The organism is Nonomuraea sp. NPDC005730, from assembly GCF_040630865.1.
Lineage (GTDB): Bacteria > Actinomycetota > Actinomycetes > Streptosporangiales > Streptosporangiaceae > Nonomuraea.
Genome location: NZ_JBEXYK010000060.1, coordinates 37,134 through 56,760, shown reverse-complemented (window position 1 = coordinate 56,760; position 19,627 = coordinate 37,134). Strand labels below are relative to the sequence as shown.

21 protein-coding genes and 1 riboswitch are annotated in these 19,627 nt (G+C 72.5%); of the genes, 4 read left to right on the top strand and 17 right to left on the bottom strand.

What is annotated here, in order from left to right:
- Positions 1 to 145: 145 nt before the first annotated feature.
- Positions 146 to 242: riboswitch (glycine riboswitch) on the bottom strand.
- A 48-nt stretch (positions 243 to 290) separates the two neighbouring features.
- The 6 genes from ABZ444_RS41400 to ABZ444_RS41375 all read right to left on the bottom strand — a co-directional run bounded on the left by ABZ444_RS41400 (position 291) and on the right by ABZ444_RS41375 (position 6,176).
- Positions 291 to 911 (bottom strand): MerR family transcriptional regulator, encoded by a 621-nt coding sequence (locus ABZ444_RS41400; RefSeq protein ID WP_358009361.1) that lies wholly within the window; start codon positions 909 to 911, stop codon positions 291 to 293.
- Between the two features lie 147 nt (positions 912 to 1,058).
- Positions 1,059 to 1,529, bottom strand: a complete 471-nt coding sequence (locus ABZ444_RS41395) for a bifunctional nuclease family protein (protein ID WP_090771501.1) — start codon at positions 1,527 to 1,529, stop codon at positions 1,059 to 1,061.
- 132 nt (positions 1,530 to 1,661) lie between these two features.
- On the bottom strand, positions 1,662 to 2,288 hold the full coding sequence (locus ABZ444_RS41390; protein ID WP_358009359.1) for a MerR family transcriptional regulator: 627 nt from the start codon (positions 2,286 to 2,288) through the stop codon (positions 1,662 to 1,664).
- Between the two features lie 23 nt (positions 2,289 to 2,311).
- Complete coding sequence (locus tag ABZ444_RS41385) at positions 2,312 to 2,824, bottom strand: FHA domain-containing protein (RefSeq protein ID WP_352325615.1); 513 nt, start codon at positions 2,822 to 2,824, stop codon at positions 2,312 to 2,314.
- Positions 2,825 to 3,085: 261 nt separating this feature from the next.
- Positions 3,086 to 5,590, bottom strand: a complete 2,505-nt coding sequence (locus tag ABZ444_RS41380) for a mannose-1-phosphate guanyltransferase (protein WP_358009357.1) — start codon at positions 5,588 to 5,590, stop codon at positions 3,086 to 3,088.
- A gap of 4 nt (positions 5,591 to 5,594) precedes the next feature.
- The gene (locus ABZ444_RS41375) at positions 5,595 to 6,176 is read right to left on the bottom strand and encodes a CDP-alcohol phosphatidyltransferase family protein (RefSeq protein WP_358009355.1); all 582 of its coding nucleotides are present in this window, start codon (positions 6,174 to 6,176) and stop codon (positions 5,595 to 5,597) included.
- A gap of 180 nt (positions 6,177 to 6,356) precedes the next feature.
- Between ABZ444_RS41375 and ABZ444_RS41370 the strand changes: the two genes are divergently transcribed.
- The gene (locus ABZ444_RS41370; protein ID WP_358009354.1) at positions 6,357 to 7,991 is read left to right on the top strand and encodes a hypothetical protein; all 1,635 of its coding nucleotides are present in this window, start codon (positions 6,357 to 6,359) and stop codon (positions 7,989 to 7,991) included.
- A 26-nt stretch (positions 7,992 to 8,017) separates the two neighbouring features.
- Here the strand turns inward: ABZ444_RS41370 and ABZ444_RS41365 are convergent, their stop codons facing one another.
- The 5 genes from ABZ444_RS41365 to ABZ444_RS41345 form a co-directional block, all read right to left on the bottom strand.
- Positions 8,018 to 8,764, bottom strand: a complete 747-nt coding sequence (locus ABZ444_RS41365) for a GNAT family N-acetyltransferase (protein ID WP_358009353.1) — start codon at positions 8,762 to 8,764, stop codon at positions 8,018 to 8,020.
- On the bottom strand, positions 8,757 to 9,347 hold the full coding sequence (locus tag ABZ444_RS41360) for a phosphoribosylanthranilate isomerase (RefSeq protein WP_352325620.1): 591 nt from the start codon (positions 9,345 to 9,347) through the stop codon (positions 8,757 to 8,759). The genes ABZ444_RS41365 and ABZ444_RS41360 overlap by 8 nt, the downstream gene beginning before the upstream one ends.
- A 10-nt stretch (positions 9,348 to 9,357) precedes the next feature.
- The gene (locus ABZ444_RS41355) at positions 9,358 to 9,777 is read right to left on the bottom strand and encodes a hypothetical protein (protein ID WP_357975597.1); all 420 of its coding nucleotides are present in this window, start codon (positions 9,775 to 9,777) and stop codon (positions 9,358 to 9,360) included.
- A gap of 62 nt (positions 9,778 to 9,839) precedes the next feature.
- Positions 9,840 to 10,538, bottom strand: a complete 699-nt coding sequence (locus ABZ444_RS41350; RefSeq protein ID WP_358009351.1) for a response regulator transcription factor — start codon at positions 10,536 to 10,538, stop codon at positions 9,840 to 9,842.
- Positions 10,535 to 12,127: a histidine kinase gene (locus ABZ444_RS41345; RefSeq protein ID WP_358009349.1), complete on the bottom strand. Its 1,593-nt coding sequence runs from the start codon at positions 12,125 to 12,127 to the stop codon at positions 10,535 to 10,537. The genes ABZ444_RS41350 and ABZ444_RS41345 overlap by 4 nt, the downstream gene beginning before the upstream one ends.
- A gap of 128 nt (positions 12,128 to 12,255) precedes the next feature.
- Between ABZ444_RS41345 and ABZ444_RS41340 the strand changes: the two genes are divergently transcribed.
- Both ABZ444_RS41340 and ABZ444_RS41335 read left to right on the top strand, forming a co-directional pair.
- Entirely contained in the window at positions 12,256 to 12,846 is a 591-nt protein-coding gene (locus ABZ444_RS41340; protein WP_358009347.1) for an SAM-dependent methyltransferase, read from the top strand.
- Between the two features lie 26 nt (positions 12,847 to 12,872).
- Entirely contained in the window at positions 12,873 to 14,054 is a 1,182-nt protein-coding gene (locus tag ABZ444_RS41335; RefSeq protein WP_358009345.1) for an acyl-CoA dehydrogenase family protein, read from the top strand.
- A 6-nt stretch (positions 14,055 to 14,060) separates the two neighbouring features.
- On the opposite strand, the gene ABZ444_RS41330 is transcribed toward ABZ444_RS41335, so the two are convergent.
- From ABZ444_RS41330 to ABZ444_RS41310, 5 genes are read right to left on the bottom strand one after another with little or no spacing between them, the layout of a single operon-like run.
- Positions 14,061 to 14,612 (bottom strand): hemerythrin domain-containing protein, encoded by a 552-nt coding sequence (locus ABZ444_RS41330; RefSeq protein WP_358009343.1) that lies wholly within the window; start codon positions 14,610 to 14,612, stop codon positions 14,061 to 14,063.
- Positions 14,613 to 14,656: 44 nt separating this feature from the next.
- The gene (locus tag ABZ444_RS41325) at positions 14,657 to 15,436 is read right to left on the bottom strand and encodes an enoyl-CoA hydratase/isomerase family protein (RefSeq protein ID WP_358009341.1); all 780 of its coding nucleotides are present in this window, start codon (positions 15,434 to 15,436) and stop codon (positions 14,657 to 14,659) included.
- Positions 15,433 to 16,347, bottom strand: a complete 915-nt coding sequence (locus ABZ444_RS41320; RefSeq protein ID WP_358009339.1) for an alpha/beta hydrolase — start codon at positions 16,345 to 16,347, stop codon at positions 15,433 to 15,435. Before ABZ444_RS41320 ends, ABZ444_RS41325 begins: the two co-directional genes overlap by 4 nt.
- 9 nt (positions 16,348 to 16,356) lie before the next feature.
- Positions 16,357 to 17,043, bottom strand: a complete 687-nt coding sequence (locus ABZ444_RS41315) for a gamma-glutamyl-gamma-aminobutyrate hydrolase family protein (RefSeq protein ID WP_358009337.1) — start codon at positions 17,041 to 17,043, stop codon at positions 16,357 to 16,359.
- A 20-nt stretch (positions 17,044 to 17,063) separates the two neighbouring features.
- Positions 17,064 to 17,231 (bottom strand): hypothetical protein, encoded by a 168-nt coding sequence (locus ABZ444_RS41310; protein ID WP_358009335.1) that lies wholly within the window; start codon positions 17,229 to 17,231, stop codon positions 17,064 to 17,066.
- Positions 17,232 to 17,493: 262 nt separating this feature from the next.
- Here ABZ444_RS41310 and ABZ444_RS41305 point away from each other — a divergent pair, with 262 nt between their 5' ends.
- Positions 17,494 to 18,612 carry a globin domain-containing protein gene (locus ABZ444_RS41305; protein WP_358009333.1) on the top strand — a complete coding sequence of 373 codons (1,119 nt, stop codon included), beginning with the start codon at positions 17,494 to 17,496 and terminating at the stop codon, positions 18,610 to 18,612.
- A 33-nt stretch (positions 18,613 to 18,645) separates the two neighbouring features.
- Here ABZ444_RS41305 and ABZ444_RS41300 read toward each other — a convergent pair whose 3' ends face one another.
- The gene (locus ABZ444_RS41300) at positions 18,646 to 19,416 is read right to left on the bottom strand and encodes a helix-turn-helix transcriptional regulator (RefSeq protein ID WP_358009331.1); all 771 of its coding nucleotides are present in this window, start codon (positions 19,414 to 19,416) and stop codon (positions 18,646 to 18,648) included.
- Positions 19,417 to 19,627 lie beyond the last annotated feature (211 nt).

Sequence of the window (19,627 nt, the reverse complement as noted above, 5' to 3'; positions counted from 1 at the left end):
GGAGACCGGCGCCAGGGCGCGGGCGAGTGCCGGATCTCCCCCTCTGTCATCGCGACGTCATCGCGACCTGAGAGCTTCACCCCACCGTGGGGCTTGCACCGTCGGTGAGGTGCGCCTGGCGGGCGCACCTGCTTTCCAGAGTTGCCTCACCCGAGCGGTACGGGATGCCTGAGAGATTCCGGGGAGGGTTGCTCCTTCGGCGCCCCAGGACCGAAGCCCAGGGACTCTCCCGCACGGGGTCATCAGCCTTACTCTGTCCTAGATTACTACGGTGTGTTCAGCGGTTCAGCTCACCCCGTGCGGCGTGCACGGCGCCGCTTGGCGAGCTCGTCAGCGGGATGGTCGGCCGGGACGGTGTCCTCGACCGCCGCCCGTTCCCCCGGCAGCTCCGCGAGGGAGCCCTCGACCTCTCGCCAGACCCGGCCGAGCGCGATGCCGAACACGCCCTGGCCGCCCTGGAGGAGATCGATCACCTCGTCGGCCGAGGTGCACTCGTAGACGCTGACGCCGTCGCTCATGAGCGTGATCTGCGCGAGGTCGGCGACCCCGCGGTCACGCAGGTGCTGCACCGCGGTGCGGATCTGCTGCAACGACACCCCGGTGTCGAGCAGCCGCTTGACGACCTTGAGCACCAGGATGTCGCGGAAGCTGTAGAGCCGCTGCGAGCCCGAGCCGTGCGCGGCTCTTATCGTGGGCTCGACCAGGCCCGTGCGTGCCCAGTAGTCGAGCTGCCTGTAGGTGATGCCGGCCGCCGAGCAGGCTGTTGGCCCGCGATAACCGATGTCGTCGGGCAGTGTCGCGGGCTGCTCGTCGAAGAGCAGGCCCTGCTCTCCGGCACGCTGCCGCGCGCTCTCGCGCCGCACCGGATCTTCCTGGCCGGCCGTCTTTCCCTCGCCGCTGCTGACCGCCACGCGGACCTCCGGCTTTCTCTCATCCCATGGCCTGATCTGGGGGTTCGTAAAGGGCGACCACGGGTTTCACTTGCACCGTAGGACCGTGACCATGCTCAGTCAACGATCCGGCTCGGCGCGTCGTGAAGCGTAAATGCACTGAAATACCTACCCCGCCCTGCCGAAGTCCTCGGGAGTGATCGTGTCAAGGAACTCCCTGAACTTCTCCACCTCGTCCTCCTGGTCGTCAGGGATGATCACACCGGCCTCCTGGACGACCTCTTCGCTGGCGAAGATGCGCGCGCCGGTGCGCAGCGCCAGGGCGATCGAGTCGGAGGGCCGGGCGCTGACCTCCACTCCGTTGGAGAACACCAGGTCGGCGAAGAAGATGCCGTCACGCAGGGCCACGATGTTGACTGCGCGCAGCCCGACGCCGAGCGCGCTCAGCACGTCCCTGAACAGGTCGTGGGTGAGCGGCCGGGGCGGCGGCTCCTCGGCCTGCGCCAGGGCGATCGCGGTCGCCTCGGTCATGCCGATCCAGATCGGAAGGAACCGTTCCCCGTGTGCCTCCTTGAGCAAGACGATCGGCTGATTTGTGGGCATCTCAACTCGAACGCCCACGACCTCCATCTGCAACACGGGCTGCTCCGTATTCGACCGGCCGGTCGCCCGGCACAGCTGTTGACTGGGTCGTTTCTGCTACACGCTTATGCATTTCAACGTAACACCCGGCAGGCCTGGAATGTGCCCCGGCCTTCCAGCTCTGTGCCCTCAGCGGCCCAGGACAGACCTGACGCCGACGCGGACCAGGGAGGCGTGCAGATCGAGCAGGAGCGTGGACAACTCCCTGGCCGCCTCGTCGGCCTCGCCGATGGCGCCGGGCGCGCGGCGCTTGAGTATGGGCGCGACGGTCTGCTCGACCAGCCCGCACTCCCGCTCGGCGGCGACCTTGACCGCGCGCAGGTGGCGGGCGTGCAGGCCGAAGCGGGCCAGGGCGCCGACGCTGCGCGCGATCTTCAGCGCCTCCTCGTCGTAGCGCCTGGCCACGGGGGCGAGCAGGCCGTAGTCCTCCAGCTCGGCGAGGGTCTCCTCGTCGATGCCGGCCGCCTCCAGCAGCTGGGCCCGGTCGTACCGGATCTCCTGGGTCTGCTGCACCGCGCGCGGACGGCCGAAGCTCTCGGCCATCTTGTCCTTGATCACCCGCAGCGGCAGGTAGTGGTCGCGCTGCTCGGTCAGGATGAAACGCAACTGCTCGACGTGGAGATGGGTGAACTTGCGGTAGCCCGAGGGGCTGCGCTCGGGCTCGATCAGCCCCTCGCCCTCCAAGAAGCGGATCTTGGACACGGTGACGTCGGGGAACTCGCCCTGCAGCAGGGCGAGCACCTCCCCGATGCTCATGTGCGAGCGTGCCGCCTGTGAGCTCATGCGCCGGCGTTGACCCTCATCAGGAAGACGAGGCGGAACTTGCCGATCTGCACCTCGTCTCCGGAGTGCAGGGGAACCTCCTCGATGCGCTCCCGGTTGACGTAGGTGCCGTTGAGGCTGCCCACGTCGCGTACGGAGAACTGGCCGCCGCGGTGGCGGTAGAACTCGACGTGGCGGCGGGAGACGGTGATGTCGTCGAGGAAGATGTCGCTCTCCGGGTGGCGCCCGGTCGTGGTGAGGTCTTTGTCCAGCCGGAACCGGCTGCCCTGGTTGGGCCCTCTGGTCACCGTGAGCAACGCCGTGCCGGGCGGGAGCTGTTCGACCAGCGCCCGTTCGGCCAGGAGCATGTCGCCTGTCTCAGCCTCGTACGCCTCGATTCCCGCGACCGAGATCGTCGACGTGGTGTCCCCGGAGACCTCGGGTCTGGTCAGCGGTGACCCACAGCGGGAACAGAAACGGGCATCCTCGGGGTTGGCGTGCCCGCACTGCGTGCAGTAGACGCTCGGCATCGATCGGCTCGGCCTCCTACCGCGAAGACGCGGCGACGGTGCTGGGGACGCGCCTGCCTTCGCTCTTCAAGTTTGCGAATGCCGCAACTTACGCTGATCAGCGGCAAAGGTCAAGGCGGGGCGCTGGACTGCGGTTCGGACGCTGACAAAGTTACCGCCGCCCCCACCCCGTGGTCCATGCCGCCGCGCGTTTCTACATTACGATCTTGCGGCACTCCGCGCGCACATCTCGGGCGACGGCTTTTCCGCTACTCTACGTGATCAGACGGCTGCCCGCTCGACCACGCGGGCCCAGCGTTCGAGCAGCGCCTGCGCGCCGTCCATGTCGGGGGCCTCGGCCCACAGGTCGGTGACCGGCTCGGCGGCGGCCGGCAGGATCAGCACCCACGACCCGTCGTCGCGGGCGACCCGCACGCCGTCGGTGGTGTCCACGCGCCAGCCGTCGGGCTCGGCCTCGGCGGCCTCGATGACCGAGCGCATGACCGCGCCCTTGGCCGCCCACTGGGTCGGGACGCTCCGCCGCAGCAGCTTGACCTCGGGGATCCTGGCGTCGATCTGGCTGAGCGACAGCCGGGTGCGGGCCACCAGCCCCAGCAGGCGCATGAACGCGGCCAGGCCGTCGATGGCCGGGCTGAACTCCGGCACGACGAACCCGCCGCGCCCGTCGGCCGCGAAGATCATGTCGGGCCCCTGGGCGGCGGAGGTCAGGGCGTCGAGCGCGGTCGAGGTCCACTGCACCTGCACGCCGTGGAAGCGGCAGACCTGCTCGGCGACCCGCGTGGTGGTGACCGGCAGGGCCACCCGGCCGCCCCGGCGCTCGGCCGCCACCAGGTCCAGCACGACCAGCAGGGCGCGTTCCTCGCTGATGAGCTGGCCGGTCTCGTCCACCAGCGCGATGCGTTCGCCGACCGGGTCGAAGCGCACGCCGAACGCCGCCCGCGAGGAGCTGACCAGCTCCGACAGGCGTTGCAGGTCGCGGCGGCGCTCGGCCAGCGTCTCGGTGGGCGAGACGTCGTCCAGCCGGGCGTTGACGGTGAGCACCTCGACGCCGGCGCGGCTGAGCAGCGTCGGCATCACCAGGGAGGAGGTGCCGCCGGCGCAGTCGACCACGACCTTCATGTCCTTGACGCCGGTGACGCCGATGGCCCGCATCAGCTCGTGCGTGTAGCCCTCGACGGCCCTGGCCGGGTAGTGCAGCTCGGCGATCTCTCCGGGGAAGGCCCGCCGGTACTCCTGGCGGGAGAAGACGCGCTCCAGCTTGCGCTGGGCGGCCGGGGGCAGGTCGGCGCCGCGGTCGTCCATGATGACGATGTCGACGCTCTGCGGGTCGCCGGGCGTGGTGCGCAGGGCGATGCCGCCGGCGGCCGACTCGCGGGCGGTGTGGAAGCGGGCCACGGGCAGCGGCGCGGCCTCCAGGTCCAGGACGTTGATCGCGGCGGCGGTCAGGGCGCCGATGACGGCCCGCTTGAGCGCCCTGGCGGCCAGGGAGCAGTCGCGGGAGGTGACGACGTAGGCGCCCTTGCGCAGGGTGGTGGCGTACGCGCCGGCCAGCCGGACGCACAGCTCGGCGGTGATCTCGACGTTGACCAGGCCGCTGACCCCGCGCGGGCCGAACAGGTTGCGCTGTCCGCGCGACTCCCAGATGACGCTGGTGTTGACCACCGCGCCGGCCTCGATGGTCTTGAACGGGTAGACCTTGACGCCGCTGGAGACGTACGCCTCGGCCTCGATGACGCATTCGTCGCCGATGACGGCGTTCTCCTCGACGCGGGCGCCGCCCATGACGTCGGTGCTCTTGCCGATCACGCAGCCGCGCAGGTGGGCGCCGGGACCGAGGTAGACGTTGTCGTGGACGACCGCGCGGTGCAGGAAGGCGCCCTCGCGCACGACCGCGTTGTTGCCGAGCACGGTGTACTCGCGCAGTTCGGCGCCCGCCTCCACCTTGGCGTAGTCGCCGATCAGCAGCGGGCCCTTCAGGACGGCGTCGGGGTCGACCGTGGCCGAGTCGGCCACCCAGACGCCCGGGGAGAGCTCGAAGCCGCCGATGTCGACGCGGACCCGGCCGGACAGCGCGTCGGCCTGGGCCTTGAGGTAGCTGGCGTGGGTGCCGACGTCCTCCCAGTAGCCGGCGGCGACGTAACCGTAGATGGGGGCGCCGCGTTCCAGGAGGGCGGGGAAGACGTCTGATGACCAGTCGACCGGTTCGCCGTCGGCCACGGCGTCGAGGATCTCGGGCTCCATGACGTAGATGCCGGTGTTGACGGTGTCGGAGAAGACCTGGCCCCAGGTGGGCTTCTCCAGGAACCGCTGAACGCGTCCGCTCTCGTCGAGGATGATGATCCCGAATTCGAGCGGGTTGGGAACGCGTTTCAGACCGATGGTGACAAGAGCCGAATTTTCGCGATGAAAGCGGATCATGTCGGATAAGTCGATATCTGTGAGGGCGTCACCGGAGATGACCAGGAAGCGGTCGTCGCGCAGGCGGGCGGCGGCGTTCTTGACGCTGCCCGCGGTGCCGAGCGGCAGGTCCTCCGTGGCGTACTGGAGGTTCATGCCCAGCTCGTCGCCGTCGCCGAAGTAGTTGCGCACGAGGGCGGCCAGGAACTGCAGGGTGACGACCGTCTCGGTGATGCCGTGCCGTTTGAGCAGGCGCAGGACGTGTTCCATGATCGGGCGGTTGGCCACCGGGAGCAGAGGTTTGGGCTGGTTGGCGGTCATCGGACGCAGCCGAGTCCCCTCCCCGCCCGCCATGACGACCGCCTTCACCCGATCACTCCTTCGTGGTCGCGGTTACGAGTTGGCGCACCTGCACCACATACAGGATCCCTGCCCACCAATACAGGCCCGTGCCCCAGATCGCGAAGGCCCACCCGGCAATTCGCGCTACATCGGCATACCACCCGGTGTGGGAGGCGAGGAAGAGCAGCGGGAAGGCGTACATGAGGTTGAACATGGCGGCCTTGCCCAGGAAATGCACCTGAAGTGCCTTATATCCGTGTTTGCGAAGTACGGGGAACGAACAGGCGACGAAGAGCTCCCGCGCCACGATGACGGCCACCAGCCACCACGGGATGACCTCGCGCAGCAGCAGCGCCAGGATCGTGGCGAAGACGTACAGCTTGTCGGCGGCCGGGTCGATCACCCGGCCGAGCTTGCTGGTCTGGTTGAACGCACGAGCGATCTTGCCGTCGAGCCAGTCGGTGAACCCGGCCACGATGAGGATGGCGATGGCCCACCCGTCCGCCCTGGGCCCCAGAACCAACCAGAGGAACACGGGCACGCCGAGCAGGCGCAGGAAGCTCAGCAGGTTGGGAACCGTCCAGATCCGGTCCTCGGCGGAAGTTTCGCTCACGCAGAGACCCTACTGCGTAGAACTCCGGCACAGACGCCCCACCAGCGACCATTCCCCGCCCGCACTCCCCCGCATGGACGCGGGGCCGATGCGGGTTGGTGGCGTTTCGCGGCATGTGGGGGCGGGAAAAGGCAGGATGATCGATCCCCCCGCGCTGCCGGCCTGCCTTGGGGGGATCGGATGTGGCCCTGGGAGTCCGGCGTGCTGCGGGACGCGCCGGAGATCGCCTTGTTCCTCTGCCTGGCCCTCGGGTTCGCCCTGGGCAGGCTCAGGTTCCGCGGGGTGGCCCTCGGCGGCGCGGCCGGGACGCTGGCCGCCGCCCTCGCCGTCGGGCTGCTGACCGGCGGCGTCGAGGTCCACCAGCAGGTGCGCGTGATCGCCTTCTCGATCTTCGCCTTCACCCTCGGCTACACCCTCGGGCCCGCCTTCTTCGCCGCGTTCTCCGGTCGCAACCTGCGGTTCCTGTGGTTCACGGTCGTCGAGGTCGTCGGGGCGCTGGCGGTCGCGGCGCTGGCGGCGGACGCGCTCGGGCTGGACCCGGGCACCACGGCCGGGCTGGTCGCCGGAGCGGCGGCCGGGCCGGTGGCCCTGGGCACGGCGGCCGACACCCTGCGGGCCGCCGGGATCGCGCAGCAGGCGCTCGGGCCCGCGTACGTCCTGTCCTATCTCCTCGCCCTGGTCACCATCGCGCTGCTGACCGCCAGGGCCGCGCCCGCGGCGCTCCGGTTCGACCCCGGGGAGGAGGCCGCGGCGCTGTGGCGGCGGCTGGACGGCGCGGAGCAGACGCCGCCGCCGGCCGTGCTGGGCAGGGCCCACCAGGTCACCACCGGCGAGGGCAGGACGGTCGGGCAGGCGGAGATCGCGATGGGCACCCGGGTCTCGGTGGAGCGGCTGCGCAGGAACGGCCGGCCGATCCCGTTCGGCCCCGGCACGCTGCTGCAGCGGGACGACGAGGTCGTGGTGGTCGGCGTGCGGCAGGACGTCGTCAACGCCGCCGCGGTGGTCGGGCCCGAGGTGCCCGGCGGGCGGGAGCTCGACCTGGACCTGGAGGTGGCCGACGTCATGCTCGGGGGCCGGCCGCCGGCGACCGTGCGCGACCTGCGCGCCGGGCTGTCCGGCCAGGGGGTGCAGGACCTGCACGTGTGCGAGGTGACGCGGGTGGGGTGCCGGTTGCCGGTCAGGCCCGGGACGGAGCTGTGCGCCGGTGACGTGGTGCGGGTGACCGGGATGAAGCGGGACGTGGACCGGGCGGCGTCCTGGCTCGGGGCGCGGGCGGACGCCGGGCGGCGGGCCGACGTCGTCTACCTGGCCGCCGGGCTCGTGGCGGGACTGGTGGCGGGCCTGGCGGGCGGCCTGACGGCGTCGCTCGGGTGCCTGGCGGCCGGGCTGGTGTTCGGCCGGGCGCGGGCCGGACGGGCCGGCTTCGGGCAGTACGACGCGGGCGCCGCGCGGGTGGTGGGCGAGGTGGCGCTCGGCGTGTTCGTGGCGGCGCTCGGGCTGTCGGCCGGGCCGGCGGCGGTGGAGCTGGTGGGGCGGCACGCCTGGCAGGTGGCCCTGGGCGCGGTCGCCACGGCCGCCGTGCCGGTGGTGATCTCGCTGGCCATGGGGGCCAAGCTGATGATGTTGCCGCCGCCGCTGGTGCTGGGCGCGGTGACCGGGCAGCACGGCCTGGCGACCGTCCTGGGCGGGGTGCGCGGGATGTCGGGGAACGGGACGCCGCTGCTGGCGTACACGGTGGTGCACGCGTTGTCGGGAGCCGTGCTGGCCCTGCTGGGCCCCACTGCGGTGGCCCTGGCCCGGTGGCTGGGCGCCTGAGCGCGCCACCGGCTTCCTCGGGGCGGTCAGGTGCGCAGGAAGGAGTGGGTGTGGCCCACCGGCTCGAAGCCGAGGCGGGCGTAGAACTCGCGCGGCCAGTCGGCGGCGTCGGCGACCAGGAACGTCAGCTCGGTGCCGGCCGTGGCGGCCAGCAGCGCGGTCATCAGGGCGCGGGCGAAGCCCTGGCCGCGGTGGCGCTCCAGGGTGTAGACGTTCTCGATCTGGGCGACGCCTTCGTGCACGTAGAGGTCGGCGTGGGCGGCGATCTGCCCGCCGGGGGCGCGTACGGCGTGGAACTCGACCCGGTCCGCGCCGGACGCGCGGGCCGCGGCGCGGGCGGCGAGCCCGTCGACCACGCCCTGCGACGCCTGCGGCAGCGAGGCGCGCCACTCCTCGCGCAGCACGGGCAGCAGCTCCTCCAGCGTGAGCCGCTCGGTGGCGGCGGCCGCCGAGGGGCGGGCGCCGCGGAAGGCCATGACGACGTTCGTCTCGTGGCCGTAGCCGGCGGCGGCGAAGGCGGGCCGGAACTCCTGGCCCAGCCGGTCGTCGTCGACGCACACCAGCCGGTGGCCGAGCCCGGCGAGCCGCTCCTCGGCGGCCGCGAGCACCGGCCCCGGGCCGCCGCCCCGGACGACGAGCTTGTTGTCGTCGTGCGACATCGGGTAGCGCTCGTCGAGCACCGCGAACCCGCCGGGGACCGGCGCCACGACGGGCGCCTTGCGGCGGGCGAAGGCGTGCACGAAGGAAAGGGCCCGGGCCAGCTCGTCAGCCACCGCGCGCGGCCCGCAGGAAGGCCCTGATCAGGGCGGAGTCCTTGACGCCCGGCGCGGTCTCGACGCCGCTGGACACGTCGACCCCCCACGGACCGGCGGCCTCGACGGCCTCGGCCACGTTGGCCGGGTCGAGCCCGCCGGCCAGCATCCACCGGCCGGACGGGCGGCCGCGCACCGCCGCCCAGTCCCAGGGCTCCCCCGAGCCGGGACGCGGGGCGTCGACGATGAGCAGGTCTTCGTCGTAGGCGCCGCACCGCAGGTCGGCGGCGGCGTCGACGGCCCGCACGAGCGGCCGGCCGAGGTCTTTCAGCGCGGTGAAGTCGGCGTGGGGGTGGTGGCCGTGCAGCTGCACGGCGCGCACGCCCGAGGCCAGCGCGGCGGCCCGGACCTCCTCGGGGGTCTCGCCCCGGAAGACGCCCACGGTGAGCACGTGGGCCGGGATCGGCGCGGCCAGCTCGGCCGCCCGCTCGGGCGTGACCCTGCGCGGGCTCCGGGTGAGCACGAACCCGATGGCGTCGGCGCCCGCCTCGACGGCGGCCTCGACGTGCTCGGGCTCGCTCAACCCGCAGATCTTCACATACACACCTCTGACCTTAGCGGCGCCGCGACGCCGACGGCGACCACGACCAGATCAGCAGCGCGCCGATGAGGCCGAACAGCAGCACCCCGTTGGGCAGGTGGGCGCCCAGCCAGAGCCAGGTGACGTGCTGGAGGCCGCCGACGACGAACAGCGCGACGCTGGCCCACACCGGCCAGCCGGCGCCGCGGCCGGGCCGCCAGACCAGGATCGCCAGCACGATCTGCACGAGCGCCACCAGGTGGACGACCATGCCCGCCATGACGTGCGTCTCGGCCACCGGCCCGCCGCCCGCCGAGACGGCCTGCCCGGCGAACGAGGCGGCCACGAGCAGCGCTGCGGCCTGGGCGATGATGGCGACGCGCAGGCTGTAGAGCAGCCCCGCCGACACCTGCCGGGTCGTGCCGGGACGCGGCATGACCTGTGTCTCCCCCATGATGTGGATCCTTTCTGCGAACGAAGGACCCATATCGTGTCGAGGGCGGCCGCATACGGTCGTCAGCCTGCGGGATGACCCCCCGGTCCCCCACGTGGCGGACGGACCGGGCGGAAGGCGGCGTCCACGAGACCGGAGCGGTGGGCGACCACGGCGGCCTGGATGCGGTTGCGCAGGCCGAGCTTGTCCATGGCGGCGGCGATGTGCGTCTTGACGGTGGTGACGCCGACGTGCAGCTCCTCGGCGATCTCGGCGTTGGACAGGCCGGTGCCGACCAGGGCCAGCACCTCCAGCTCGCGCTCGGTCAGCCCGGACGGCGGCGGCGTGGCGGCCTGCTCCTCGGCGGCCAGGAACCGTTCCACGACCCGGCGCAGCACCGAGGGGGCCAGCAGCTGCTCCCCCGCGGCGGCCCTGCGCACGGCGTCGACCATGCGTTCCGGCTCGTCGTCCTTGACCAGGAAGCCGACGGCGCCGGCGCGCAGGGCGGCGTGCACGTCGGCGTCCTCGGCGAACGTGGTGAGCACGACCACGCGGGCCCCCGGGCGGGCCGCCAGCACCCGCCTGGTCGCCTCCAGGCCGTCGACGCGGGGCATGCGCAGGTCCATGAGGATGACGTCGGGCACGTGGCGTTCGGCCAGGCGGACGGCCTCGGCGCCGTCCTCGGCCTCGCCCACGACCTCCATGTCCCCCGCGGCCTGCAGCAACATGCGCACGCCCGCGCGGACCAGCGCCTGGTCGTCGGCCACCAGCACGCGGATCACGCGGCGCTCCTGGCGGGCAGGCTGGCCAGCAGCAGCCAGCCGCCGTCGCCGTCGGGGCCGGCGCTGAGGGTGCCCCCGAGGGCGCGCACCCGCTCGCGCATGCCGGCCAGGCCGCGGCCGGAGGAGGGCAGGCGCTCGATGACGGTGGGCGGGCGGCCGTTGCGGATCTCGATGGACAACCCTTCCTCTGCGGGGGCCACGGTGACGCGGACCCGGGTGCCGGGTCCGGCGTGTTTGAGCACGTTGGTGAGGCCTTCCTGGACGATGCGCGCGGCGGAGGCGCGGGCGATGAGCGGGGCGCGGTCGCTGGCCGGGTCGAGGTCGAGGTCGACGACGAGGCCGGCGGCGGCCATGCGTTCGGCGGACTCGCGGACCACGTCGGCCGGGTTCGCCAGCAGGTCGGGGCCGCGGTCGGGGTCGCGCAGCAGGTCGAGCAGGTCGCGCAGGTCCTGCAGCACCTGGTGGCCGGTCTCGCGGATGTCGGACAGCGCGTCGGCGACCGGCCCGTCGGGCGCGGTGTAGCGGGCGGCGCTGGCGCGCAGCACCATGGCGCCGACGTGGTGGGCCACGATGTCGTGCACGTCGCGGGCGATGCGCTCGCGCTCGGCGAGCTGGTCGGCGCGCACCTGGGCGACCGCGAGCCGGGCCGACTCCTCGGCGCGCAGGCGTTCGGCGGCGGCGGCGGCCCGGCGCATGCCGAGGTAGCGGCCGATCGCGATGGGCGTGGCCACCAGCGTCATCAGCACGCCGACGCGGAGCGGGGTGATCTCGGTGCCGTCGCCGACGACGGCGATGGCGGCCAGCAGGCAGCCGGTGAGGTACGCGGCGCCCGTCCAGGCCCAGGAGGCGACGCGCATGGAGAACACGCCGATCGCGATGAGCGTGAGGATCAGGCAGGTGTTGACGGCGTCGTTGAGGTAGGTGTCGGCGGCGATCAGCAGCACGCCCTGCAGCAGCAGGACCAGGCCGGGCAGGCGCCGGGCGACGCCGAGCGACAGCCCGCCGACCACGGCCAGCAGGCCGATCACCCACACCGGCAGCGCGCCGCTGTGCCAGGAGGTCCAGGTGCTGAGCACGGTGATGGCCACGCCGCCGGCGGCCAGCAGCGCGTCGGGCGTGACGTCGCGCTCCTCCAGCCGCTCGGCCGAGCCGCGCAGGTAGGCCCCGAGCACGGTGGGGAAGACGGGCAACAGCACCGAGTACATCCAGGTGTTGCCGGTCATCGCGATGCCGGGGTCGGCGATGTTGACCGCCGTGGCCAGGACGGTGGCGCCCACGCCGACCAGGGCGGCCCGCCCCGGGACGCGGAAGCCGACCACGCCGAGCGCGACGCAGATGAGGATCTGCGCGGTGTTGGAGGTGTAGGAGCCGAGCTGGTCGCTGAGCACGAGGAAGGCGGCCAGGTAGAGGGTGACGGCCAGCGGCCGTCGCCGGACGAACCCCATGGGCAGGCCCACCAGGAGGGCCATGGGGATGTTCATCGCCGCCGGCAGGTACGCGGTGTCGCCCGCGTGGGCCGTCGTCAACAGGTCCAGCCCCACGCCAGATGCCGCGAGCAGGACATCGAGCGGCACACCACGCCAACGCATGGGCTCACGCTATCCACCCTCGACCGATACCTGATCCTCCGCGCGGAGGACCCCGTCTCCTCCTACTGGCCGCAGGTTCGTCCAGAGGAGGGAGCGCAGAGGGTGATCTTCCCGATACGTTCGGGGCCATGTCCAACGACACCGCGATGTTCCTCGGCCAGTTCCTGCGTGCCCCCGCCGTGATCGGCGCCGTCGCCCCGAGTTCGCGCCGGCTGGCCGCGGCCGTCTGCGCGCCGATCCCGGAGCGCGGCGAGCCGACCGTGGTGGAGCTCGGGCCGGGCACGGGCCCGTTCACGGCGGAGATCCAGCAGCGGCTGGACGGGCGCGGCCACCACCTGGCCGTCGAGGTGAACGCGCGGCTCGCGGCGCTGCTCGCCGCGCGGTTCCCCGCCGTGGACGTGGCGCACGCGGACGCGGCGCGCCTGGGCGAGCTGCTGGCCGGGCGCGGGCTGAGCCACGCCGACGTCGTGGTGAGCGGCCTGCCGTGGGCGGCCTTCCCCACGGGGCTGCAGCACGAGCTGCTGGACGCGGTGACGTCGGTGATGAGCCCCGGCGCGGCCTTCACCACCTTCTCCTACATCCACGCCATCCCGCTGAGCTCGGCCCGGCGGTTCCGGGCGCTGCTGGCCGAGCGGTTCGAGGAGGTCGTGCCCGGACGTACGGTGTGGCGCAACACGCCCCCGGCCTTCGTCTTCCACGCCCGCAGACCTCGACCCTGAACAGAACGAGATTCTACGATGGCGTGATGGATTTCACCCTTCCCGAGAGCGCCCAGGCCGTCCAGCGCGGCGTCGCCGAGATCTGCGCCCGCTACGACCTCGACTACTGGCAGCGGTGCGAGAGCGACAAGCGCTGGCCGGAGGAGGTCTGGGCCGACCTGGCCAAGGGCGGCTGGCTGGGCCTGGCCGTGCCGGAGGAGTACGGCGGGGGCGGGCAGGGGCTGCTGGAGCTGGCCGTGGCCACCGAGACGCTGGCGAGCTCGGGCGCGGCGGGCGGCTCGGCCTTCACGTACGTGCTCACCCCCGGCTTCGGCGCGCTGACGCTGGCCCGGCACGGCACCGCCGAGCAGCGGGCCGAGCTGCTGCCCCGGCTGGCCACCGGCGAGGTCGAGACGTGCTTCGCCCTGACCGAGCCGGACGCCGGCTCCAACTCGCTGGCGATCACCACCTCGGCCCGCCGCGACGGCGGCGACTACGTGCTCAACGGCCAGAAGATCTGGATCACCGGCGTGCAGCGCGCCACCTGGATGCTGCTGGTGACCAGGACGGTCCCGGCGGCCGAGGCCAGGCCGCGCACCCACGGGCTGACCGTGTTCCTGGTGAACGTCCCCGAGGCGGTCGCCGCCGGGCAGCTGTCCTTCCGGCCGATCCCCAAGATGGGCGCGAACACCACGCCGTCCAACATGGTGTTCGTCGACGACCTGCGGGTGCCCGCCGCCGGCGTGGTCGGCGAGGTGGACGGCGGCGCGGCCGTGCTGTGGGACATCCTCAACCCCGAGCGGGTGCTGCTGGCCGCCTCCGCGCTGGGCGGCGCCGAGGTGGCGCTGCGGGTGGCGGTCGGCTACGCCAAGGAGCGGGAGGTGTTCGGCCGCCCGATCGGCGCCAACCAGGCCATCGCCTTCCCGCTGGCGCAGGTCAAGGCCAAGATCGAGCTGGCGCGGCTGATGCTCTACAAGGCGGCCTGGTCCTTCGACCGGCAGCTGCCGTGCGGCACCGAGGCCAACATCGCCAAGCTGACCGCCTCCCAGGCCGCGTGGGAGGCGGCCGACGCCGCGTTCCAGACGCACGGCGGTATGGCGTACTCGCTGGAGTACCCGGTGGCCAGGTTGCTGGCCGACGCCCGTATCGGAAGGGTGGCACCCGTGACCGAGGAGCTTCTGCTCAACTACCTCGCGACACAGGTGCTCGGGTTGCCCCGGAGTTTCTGACGGCCCTCAGGCCCTGCCCGTCGCCTTGCGGATCACGTCGCGGGCCCTGTCCATGATCGCGGCGGGCGGGCCCGCCAGCAGGTTCTTCGGCGCGGTCTCGACGCCGGCGTGCGGATGCGTGGGCGCGATCGCCTCGGCGGCCTTGACCCCGATCGCCATCGCGTGCAGCTCCTTGTCGCCGGCGGCCTGCCTCAGCCTGGGGAACTCGTCGCGTTCCTCGGCCTCGGCGTGCTCGACGACGGCCTTGCGCAGCGTGGCCAGGTTGGCCGCGAACTGCGGGTCGTCGACGCCCGCCCGCTCCATCAGGGTGAGCATGTCCTTGGCCGCGTTCTCCTCGGCCAGTCGCTCGTCCACCAGGTCGTCACCGTTGTCGACGTGGCGGCGCGCGTACGGGTGGACGATCTCCTCCTCTGCTGTCTCGTGGACGGCCAGCAGGCGCACCAGCCTCTGGAAAGCCGCTGCTTTGTCCTCGGGGGCAGCGTTCTCGACCTCCGTGAACTGGCTCTTGATCTGCTCATGCTGGCGCACCAGCAGGTCGACCACATCGTTGTCCGTCATGAGGGTGCGCCTACCCCGGGCCCGGACAAGCACACGTGCCCGGCTCAGCCGAAGGCGGGCGGCCGCTTCTCGCGCACCGCGCGCACGCCCTCGACCACGTCGGGGCCGGTGAAGCCGAGGAACTCCATCGCCAGCGAGGCGTCGAAGGACGGGCCGGCCAGGCGCAGCCAGTTGTTGAGCGAGTATTTGGTCAGCCGGATCGCCTCCTGGGAGCCCTGGGCGAGCCGGACCGCGATCTCCATCGCCTTGTCGTGCACCTGGTCGTCATCGACGCACAGGCTGACCAGGCCCATGCGCTCGGCCTGCTCGCCGGTGACGGGCTCGCACAGCAGCAGGTGGTACTTGGCCTTGGCCATGCCGCACAGCAGCGGCCAGATGATCGCGGCGTGGTCGCCGGCGGCGACGCCGAGCCGGGTGTGGCCGTCGATGATGCGCGCGGTGCGGCCGGCGACCGAGATGTCGGCCAGCAGCGCCACCGCGAGCCCGGCGCCCACGGCCGGGCCCTGGACGGCCGAGACGATCGGCTTGGAGCAGTTGAGCACGTTGTAGACGATGTCGCGGGCCTCGGCGAACACGCGCATCCGGGTGGCGTGGTCGCGGGTCATCTCCTCGATCATCGACAGGTCGCCGCCGGCCGAGAACGCCGTGCCCTCGCCCCTGACCACGATCGCCCGGACGGAGTCGTCGCGGTCGGCCTCGCGCCAGATCTCGCTCAGCTCGCGGTGGCCGGTCATGTCGACGGCGTTGAGCCTGCCGGGCTCGCTGATGGTGACCCGCAGCACGCCCTCGGCCGGGGTGTCGAGCTTGAGCCTGGTGTAGGTCACAGGTGCTCCCGCAGGCGGTCGGCGATGTACTGCCTGGCCTCGGCCGCCTGGTCGAACAGGCCGGGCAGGCCGAAGAAGCCGTGGATCGCGCCGTCGAACCTGCGCGCCTCCACCGGCACGCCGGCGTCGGCCAGGCGGCGGGCGTAGTGTTCGCCCTCGTCCCTGAGCACGTCGCACTCGGCGGTGAGGACGGTGGCCGGCGGCAGGCCGGTCAGGTCGGCGATGCGCAGCGGGCTCAGCAGCGGGTCGGCGGGGTCGGCGCCGGGCGCGTAACGCTCGGCGAACCAGGCCATCTCGGCGGCGTCGAGCCCGAAGCCCTTGGCGTAGGCGCGGTAGCTGGGGGTGTCCATGGCGGTGTCGAGCACCGGGTAGACCAGCGCCTGGTGGGCCAGCCGGATGCCGGACCCGGCGGCCCGCCAGGCGGCGACGGCGGCCAGGTTGCCGCCCGCGCTGTCGCCGACGACGGCCACGCTGCCGTTGCTCTGGTAGAAGGCGGGCCTGGCGAAGACGTCGCGCACGACGGTCCAGGCGTCGTCGGCGGCGGCCGGGAAGGGGTGTTCCGGGGCCAGCCGGTAGTCGGCCGAGACGACCACGGCGCCGGTGCGCAGGGCCAGGTCGCGGCCGAGCGCGTCGTTGCGCCTGACGCTGCCGAAGACCCAGCCGCCGCCGTGGAAGTAGACCACGACGGGCAGCAGGCCGTCGCCGGGGTCGGCGCGGTAGATGCGGATCGGCACGTCGCCGGCGAGCTCGTCGCGGACGAACGGGAGTTTGGTCAGCGGCCCCCGCTGGGCCGCGAAGCCGTCGTGCGCGCGCATCTCCTGGATCGTGGCCAGGTCGAGCGTGGCCAGGTCGGCGTTGAGGTCCGACGGGTAGAGGGCGACGTAGTCCCGCGCCTGGGGGTGCAGCGGCATGAGCGCAGCCTAGCGGGCCGCCTCGACGAACGCATCGAAGAGCCGATTGTCCCCGCCGCGTTCTGGATGCCACTGGACGCCGACGCAGAACCGGTGGCCCTGGAGCTCGACGCCCTCGACGATCTGGTCGTCGGCCCAGGCCACCGCGATCAGGCCGCTGCCCAGGCGGCGCACGGACTGGTGGTGCGGCGCGACCGCCTCGACGTGGTCGCCGACGGCCTTGCCGAGCCTGCTCGACACGCTCACCTGGATGTCGTGCACCACGCCGGGCTCGCCGTGCCGCTCGTGGCCGAGCACCTCGGGCAGCCACGGGATCAGCGTGCCGCCCTGGGCGACGTTGAGGACGTGCAGGCCGCGGGCGATCGCCAGGATCGGCAGGCCGGCCCGGACGGCGGCCCTGGCCAGGGCCAGCTCGTACCGGTCGCGGTGGGCCTGCGGCTCGGGCGCGCGCTCGTCGTGCTCGCCGCCGTAGGCCGCGGCGCCGAGGCCGACGCCGCCGGCCAGCAGGACGCCGGACAGGCCGCCGACGTGGTCGCCGGCGACGTGCGGATCGAGCGGTGGCAGCAGCACCGGCGCGCCGCCGGCCCGCTCGATCGCCTTGGCGTAGGACGGCGGTGACAGCACGGCCTCGCGCACCCAGTCGCCCCAGCGGGCGGCCTCCAGGTAGGCGGTGATGCCGATGAGCGGTCGGGACATGCGGATCTCCAGGGGGCGGGTCAGGGCAGGCGGGAGGCTGTCCCGGTGGTCAGCCGGGTCTCGCCGGGCCGGCACTGGTGAATGAGCCCGAGGCGGCGGGCGAGCCACCGGTAGGCGTCCGTGGTCGCGGCCGACACGAAGGTGCGCGCGCCTTCCCAGGCCACCCGCCAGGGGTGGAGGACTGCCATGGCGGGATGCTACGCCTCAGCCGCCCGGCGGGAAACACCGGAAAGCGAAAGACGAAAATCACTTTTATTCGTTTTCTCCGCCGGAAAACCCCATATCGCAATTGGGGTGAATCGGTTGTGACGCATCAGAGGTGGTGTAAGACTCATTTCCGAGCGCGCCGGATGTGCCGGGGCACGCAGCGCGTTCACGACCCGGAGCCGTCAGGAGGTGGCCGACGCGGCCGGAATCGATTTTCCGGTCCAATGGGGTGGGGTTGAGTTCATGTCGTTGAATCCACGACTGGTGAAGGAGAGCTTCTCACTCGTCGAGCCCGTGGCCGACAAGGCGACCGCGTACTTCTACGGGCGGCTGTTCGCCGCGAGCCCGCACCTGCGGGGCATGTTCCCGCCCGCGATGGACGTCCAGCGCGACCGGCTGTTCGGCGCGCTGACCCGGATCGTGTGGAGCCTGGACAGCCCGGACGGCCTGGCCGCCTACCTCGGCCAGCTCGGCAGGGACCATCGCAAGTACGGGGTGCTCGCCGAGCACTACACGGCCGTCGGCACCGCCCTGCTGGCCACGATCCGGCGCTTCGCCGCCGAGGTGTGGAACGACGAGATCGAGGCGGCGTGGGTGTCGGCGTACACGGCGGCGGCCAACCTGATGATCGAGTCGGCCGAGTCGCAGGCGGGGGTCTCGCCGGCCTGGTGGCCGGCCGAGGTCGTCGACCACGAGCTGCGCCGTCCCGACATCGCGGTGGTCACGCTGCGGCCCGCGCGGCGGCTGCCGTACACGGCGGGCCAGTACGTCACCGTCCAGACCGCGCGCTGGCCGCGGGTGTGGCGCGCGTTCTCCATCGCCAACGCGCCGCGCCCGGACGACACGGTCAGTCTGCACGTGCGCTCGGTGCCGGGCGGCTGGGTGTCCACGGCCCTGACCAGGCACACCAGGATCGGCGACACGGTCATGCTCGGCCCGCCGATGGGCACGATGACGCCGCGCGAGCACAGCGCCCGCGACCTGCTGTGCGTGGCCGGCGGCACGGGGCTGGCCCCGCTGAAGGCGATCGTCGAGCACGTCATCGCCTCGGGCCGCCGGCCGCGGATCCACCTGCTGCACGGCGCGCGCACCGCGGACGAGCTGTACGACCTGCCCGACCTGCTGGCGATGCAGGCGTCCTTCCCGTGGCTGCAGGTGCTGCCGGTGGTCTCCGGCGACCCGTCCTACGCCGGGATGCGCGGTCACCTGCCCGAGGTGACCGGACGCTTCCACTCCTGGTGCGAGCACGACGTGTACGTCTGCGGCCCGAGCGGCATGGTGGACGGCACGGTGCGCCGCCTGCAGGCCGACGGCGTGCCGCTGTCGCGCATCCACCGCGACGTCGTCCCCGGGGAACGCTAGGACGCCGTCCCCGGTGAAGGTCCCCGGTAAACGTCAGGAGGCCGCCGGGTCGCGGCGGAAGGCCGCGGCGGTCTCCTCGTCGGCCGGCCAGAACGTCTCGATGGCCAGCTCCGAGACGGTCACGTCCATCGGCGTGCCGAAGGTGGCGATGGTGGTGAACATCGACAGCACGCGGTCGCCGTCGGCGATGCGCAGCGGCAGCAGGATGTCGCCCGGTCCCGGCACGTGGGCCACGTTCAGGTTGACGCCGGGGTAGGTGTAGGCGGCCAGCTCGTCGTGCAGCTCGGCCAGGCGGCCGTCGGCCGACGCCTCGGCCTGCCTGCGGAGCTGGTGCAGCAGGTACGCGCGGACCTCGGCCAGGTTCAGCAGCCTGCCGCCCATCGCGTCGGGGTGCAGTGACAACCGCATCACGTTGACCGGCTCGGCCAGCAGCTCGGCGGGCACGCCGGCCATGAACATGGCGGCCGCCGAGTTGGCCGCCACCAGGTTCCACGCCGCGTCCACGACCAGCGCGGGGTACGGCTCGTGCCCGGCCAGGATCTTGTCCAGCGCCTGGCGGACCACGGCCATCTCCGGGGCGCGCACCTCGCGCTCCGGGAAGACCGGCGCGAACCCGGCGGCGACCAGCAGCCGGTTGCGGTGGCGCAGCGGCACGTCGAGCTCCTCGGCCAGCCGCATCACCATCTCGCGGCTGGGCCGGGCGCGGCCGGTCTCCAGGAAGCTGACGTGCCGGGAGGAGACGTCGGCCTCGATGGCCAGGTCGAGCTGGCTCACCCGCCGCCGCTGCCGCCACGAACGCAACAAATCACCAAAAGTCTCTTCTTGTATCGCTAGTGCTCCCATGTCAGGAAATTTAGCGGGGAGAGGGAAGCATCACGATTACCTGCCGGGTAATGGCGGTCCCGTCGGGGCCGTCCACGGGCGGCCGTGCGGACGGCGTGCGGACGGCGTACGGACGGCGTACGGACGGCGTACGGACGGCGTACGGACGGCGTGCGGACGGCGTGCGGCAAAT

Excerpts from the sequence above, each read along its gene's own strand:
- ABZ444_RS41310 (WP_358009335.1), bottom strand. The coding sequence starts at position 17,231 with ATGGCAGTCCTCCACCCCTGGCGGGTGGCCTGGGAAGGCGCGCGCACC.
- ABZ444_RS41345 (WP_358009349.1), bottom strand. The coding sequence starts at position 12,127 with ATGCGTTGGCGTGGTGTGCCGCTCGATGTCCTGCTCGCGGCATCTGGC.
- ABZ444_RS41355 (WP_357975597.1), bottom strand. The coding sequence starts at position 9,777 with ATGGGGGAGACACAGGTCATGCCGCGTCCCGGCACGACCCGGCAGGTG.
- ABZ444_RS41320 (WP_358009339.1), bottom strand. The coding sequence starts at position 16,347 with ATGCCGCTGCACCCCCAGGCGCGGGACTACGTCGCCCTCTACCCGTCG.
- ABZ444_RS41330 (WP_358009343.1), bottom strand. The coding sequence starts at position 14,612 with ATGACGGACAACGATGTGGTCGACCTGCTGGTGCGCCAGCATGAGCAG.
- ABZ444_RS41305 (WP_358009333.1), top strand. The coding sequence starts at position 17,494 with ATGTCGTTGAATCCACGACTGGTGAAGGAGAGCTTCTCACTCGTCGAG.
- ABZ444_RS41390 (WP_358009359.1), bottom strand. The coding sequence starts at position 2,288 with ATGAGCATCGGGGAGGTGCTCGCCCTGCTGCAGGGCGAGTTCCCCGAC.
- ABZ444_RS41340 (WP_358009347.1), top strand. The coding sequence starts at position 12,256 with ATGTCCAACGACACCGCGATGTTCCTCGGCCAGTTCCTGCGTGCCCCC.
- ABZ444_RS41315 (WP_358009337.1), bottom strand. The coding sequence starts at position 17,043 with ATGTCCCGACCGCTCATCGGCATCACCGCCTACCTGGAGGCCGCCCGC.
- ABZ444_RS41335 (WP_358009345.1), top strand. The coding sequence starts at position 12,873 with ATGGATTTCACCCTTCCCGAGAGCGCCCAGGCCGTCCAGCGCGGCGTC.
- ABZ444_RS41370 (WP_358009354.1), top strand. The coding sequence starts at position 6,357 with ATGTGGCCCTGGGAGTCCGGCGTGCTGCGGGACGCGCCGGAGATCGCC.
- ABZ444_RS41385 (WP_352325615.1), bottom strand. The coding sequence starts at position 2,824 with ATGCCGAGCGTCTACTGCACGCAGTGCGGGCACGCCAACCCCGAGGAT.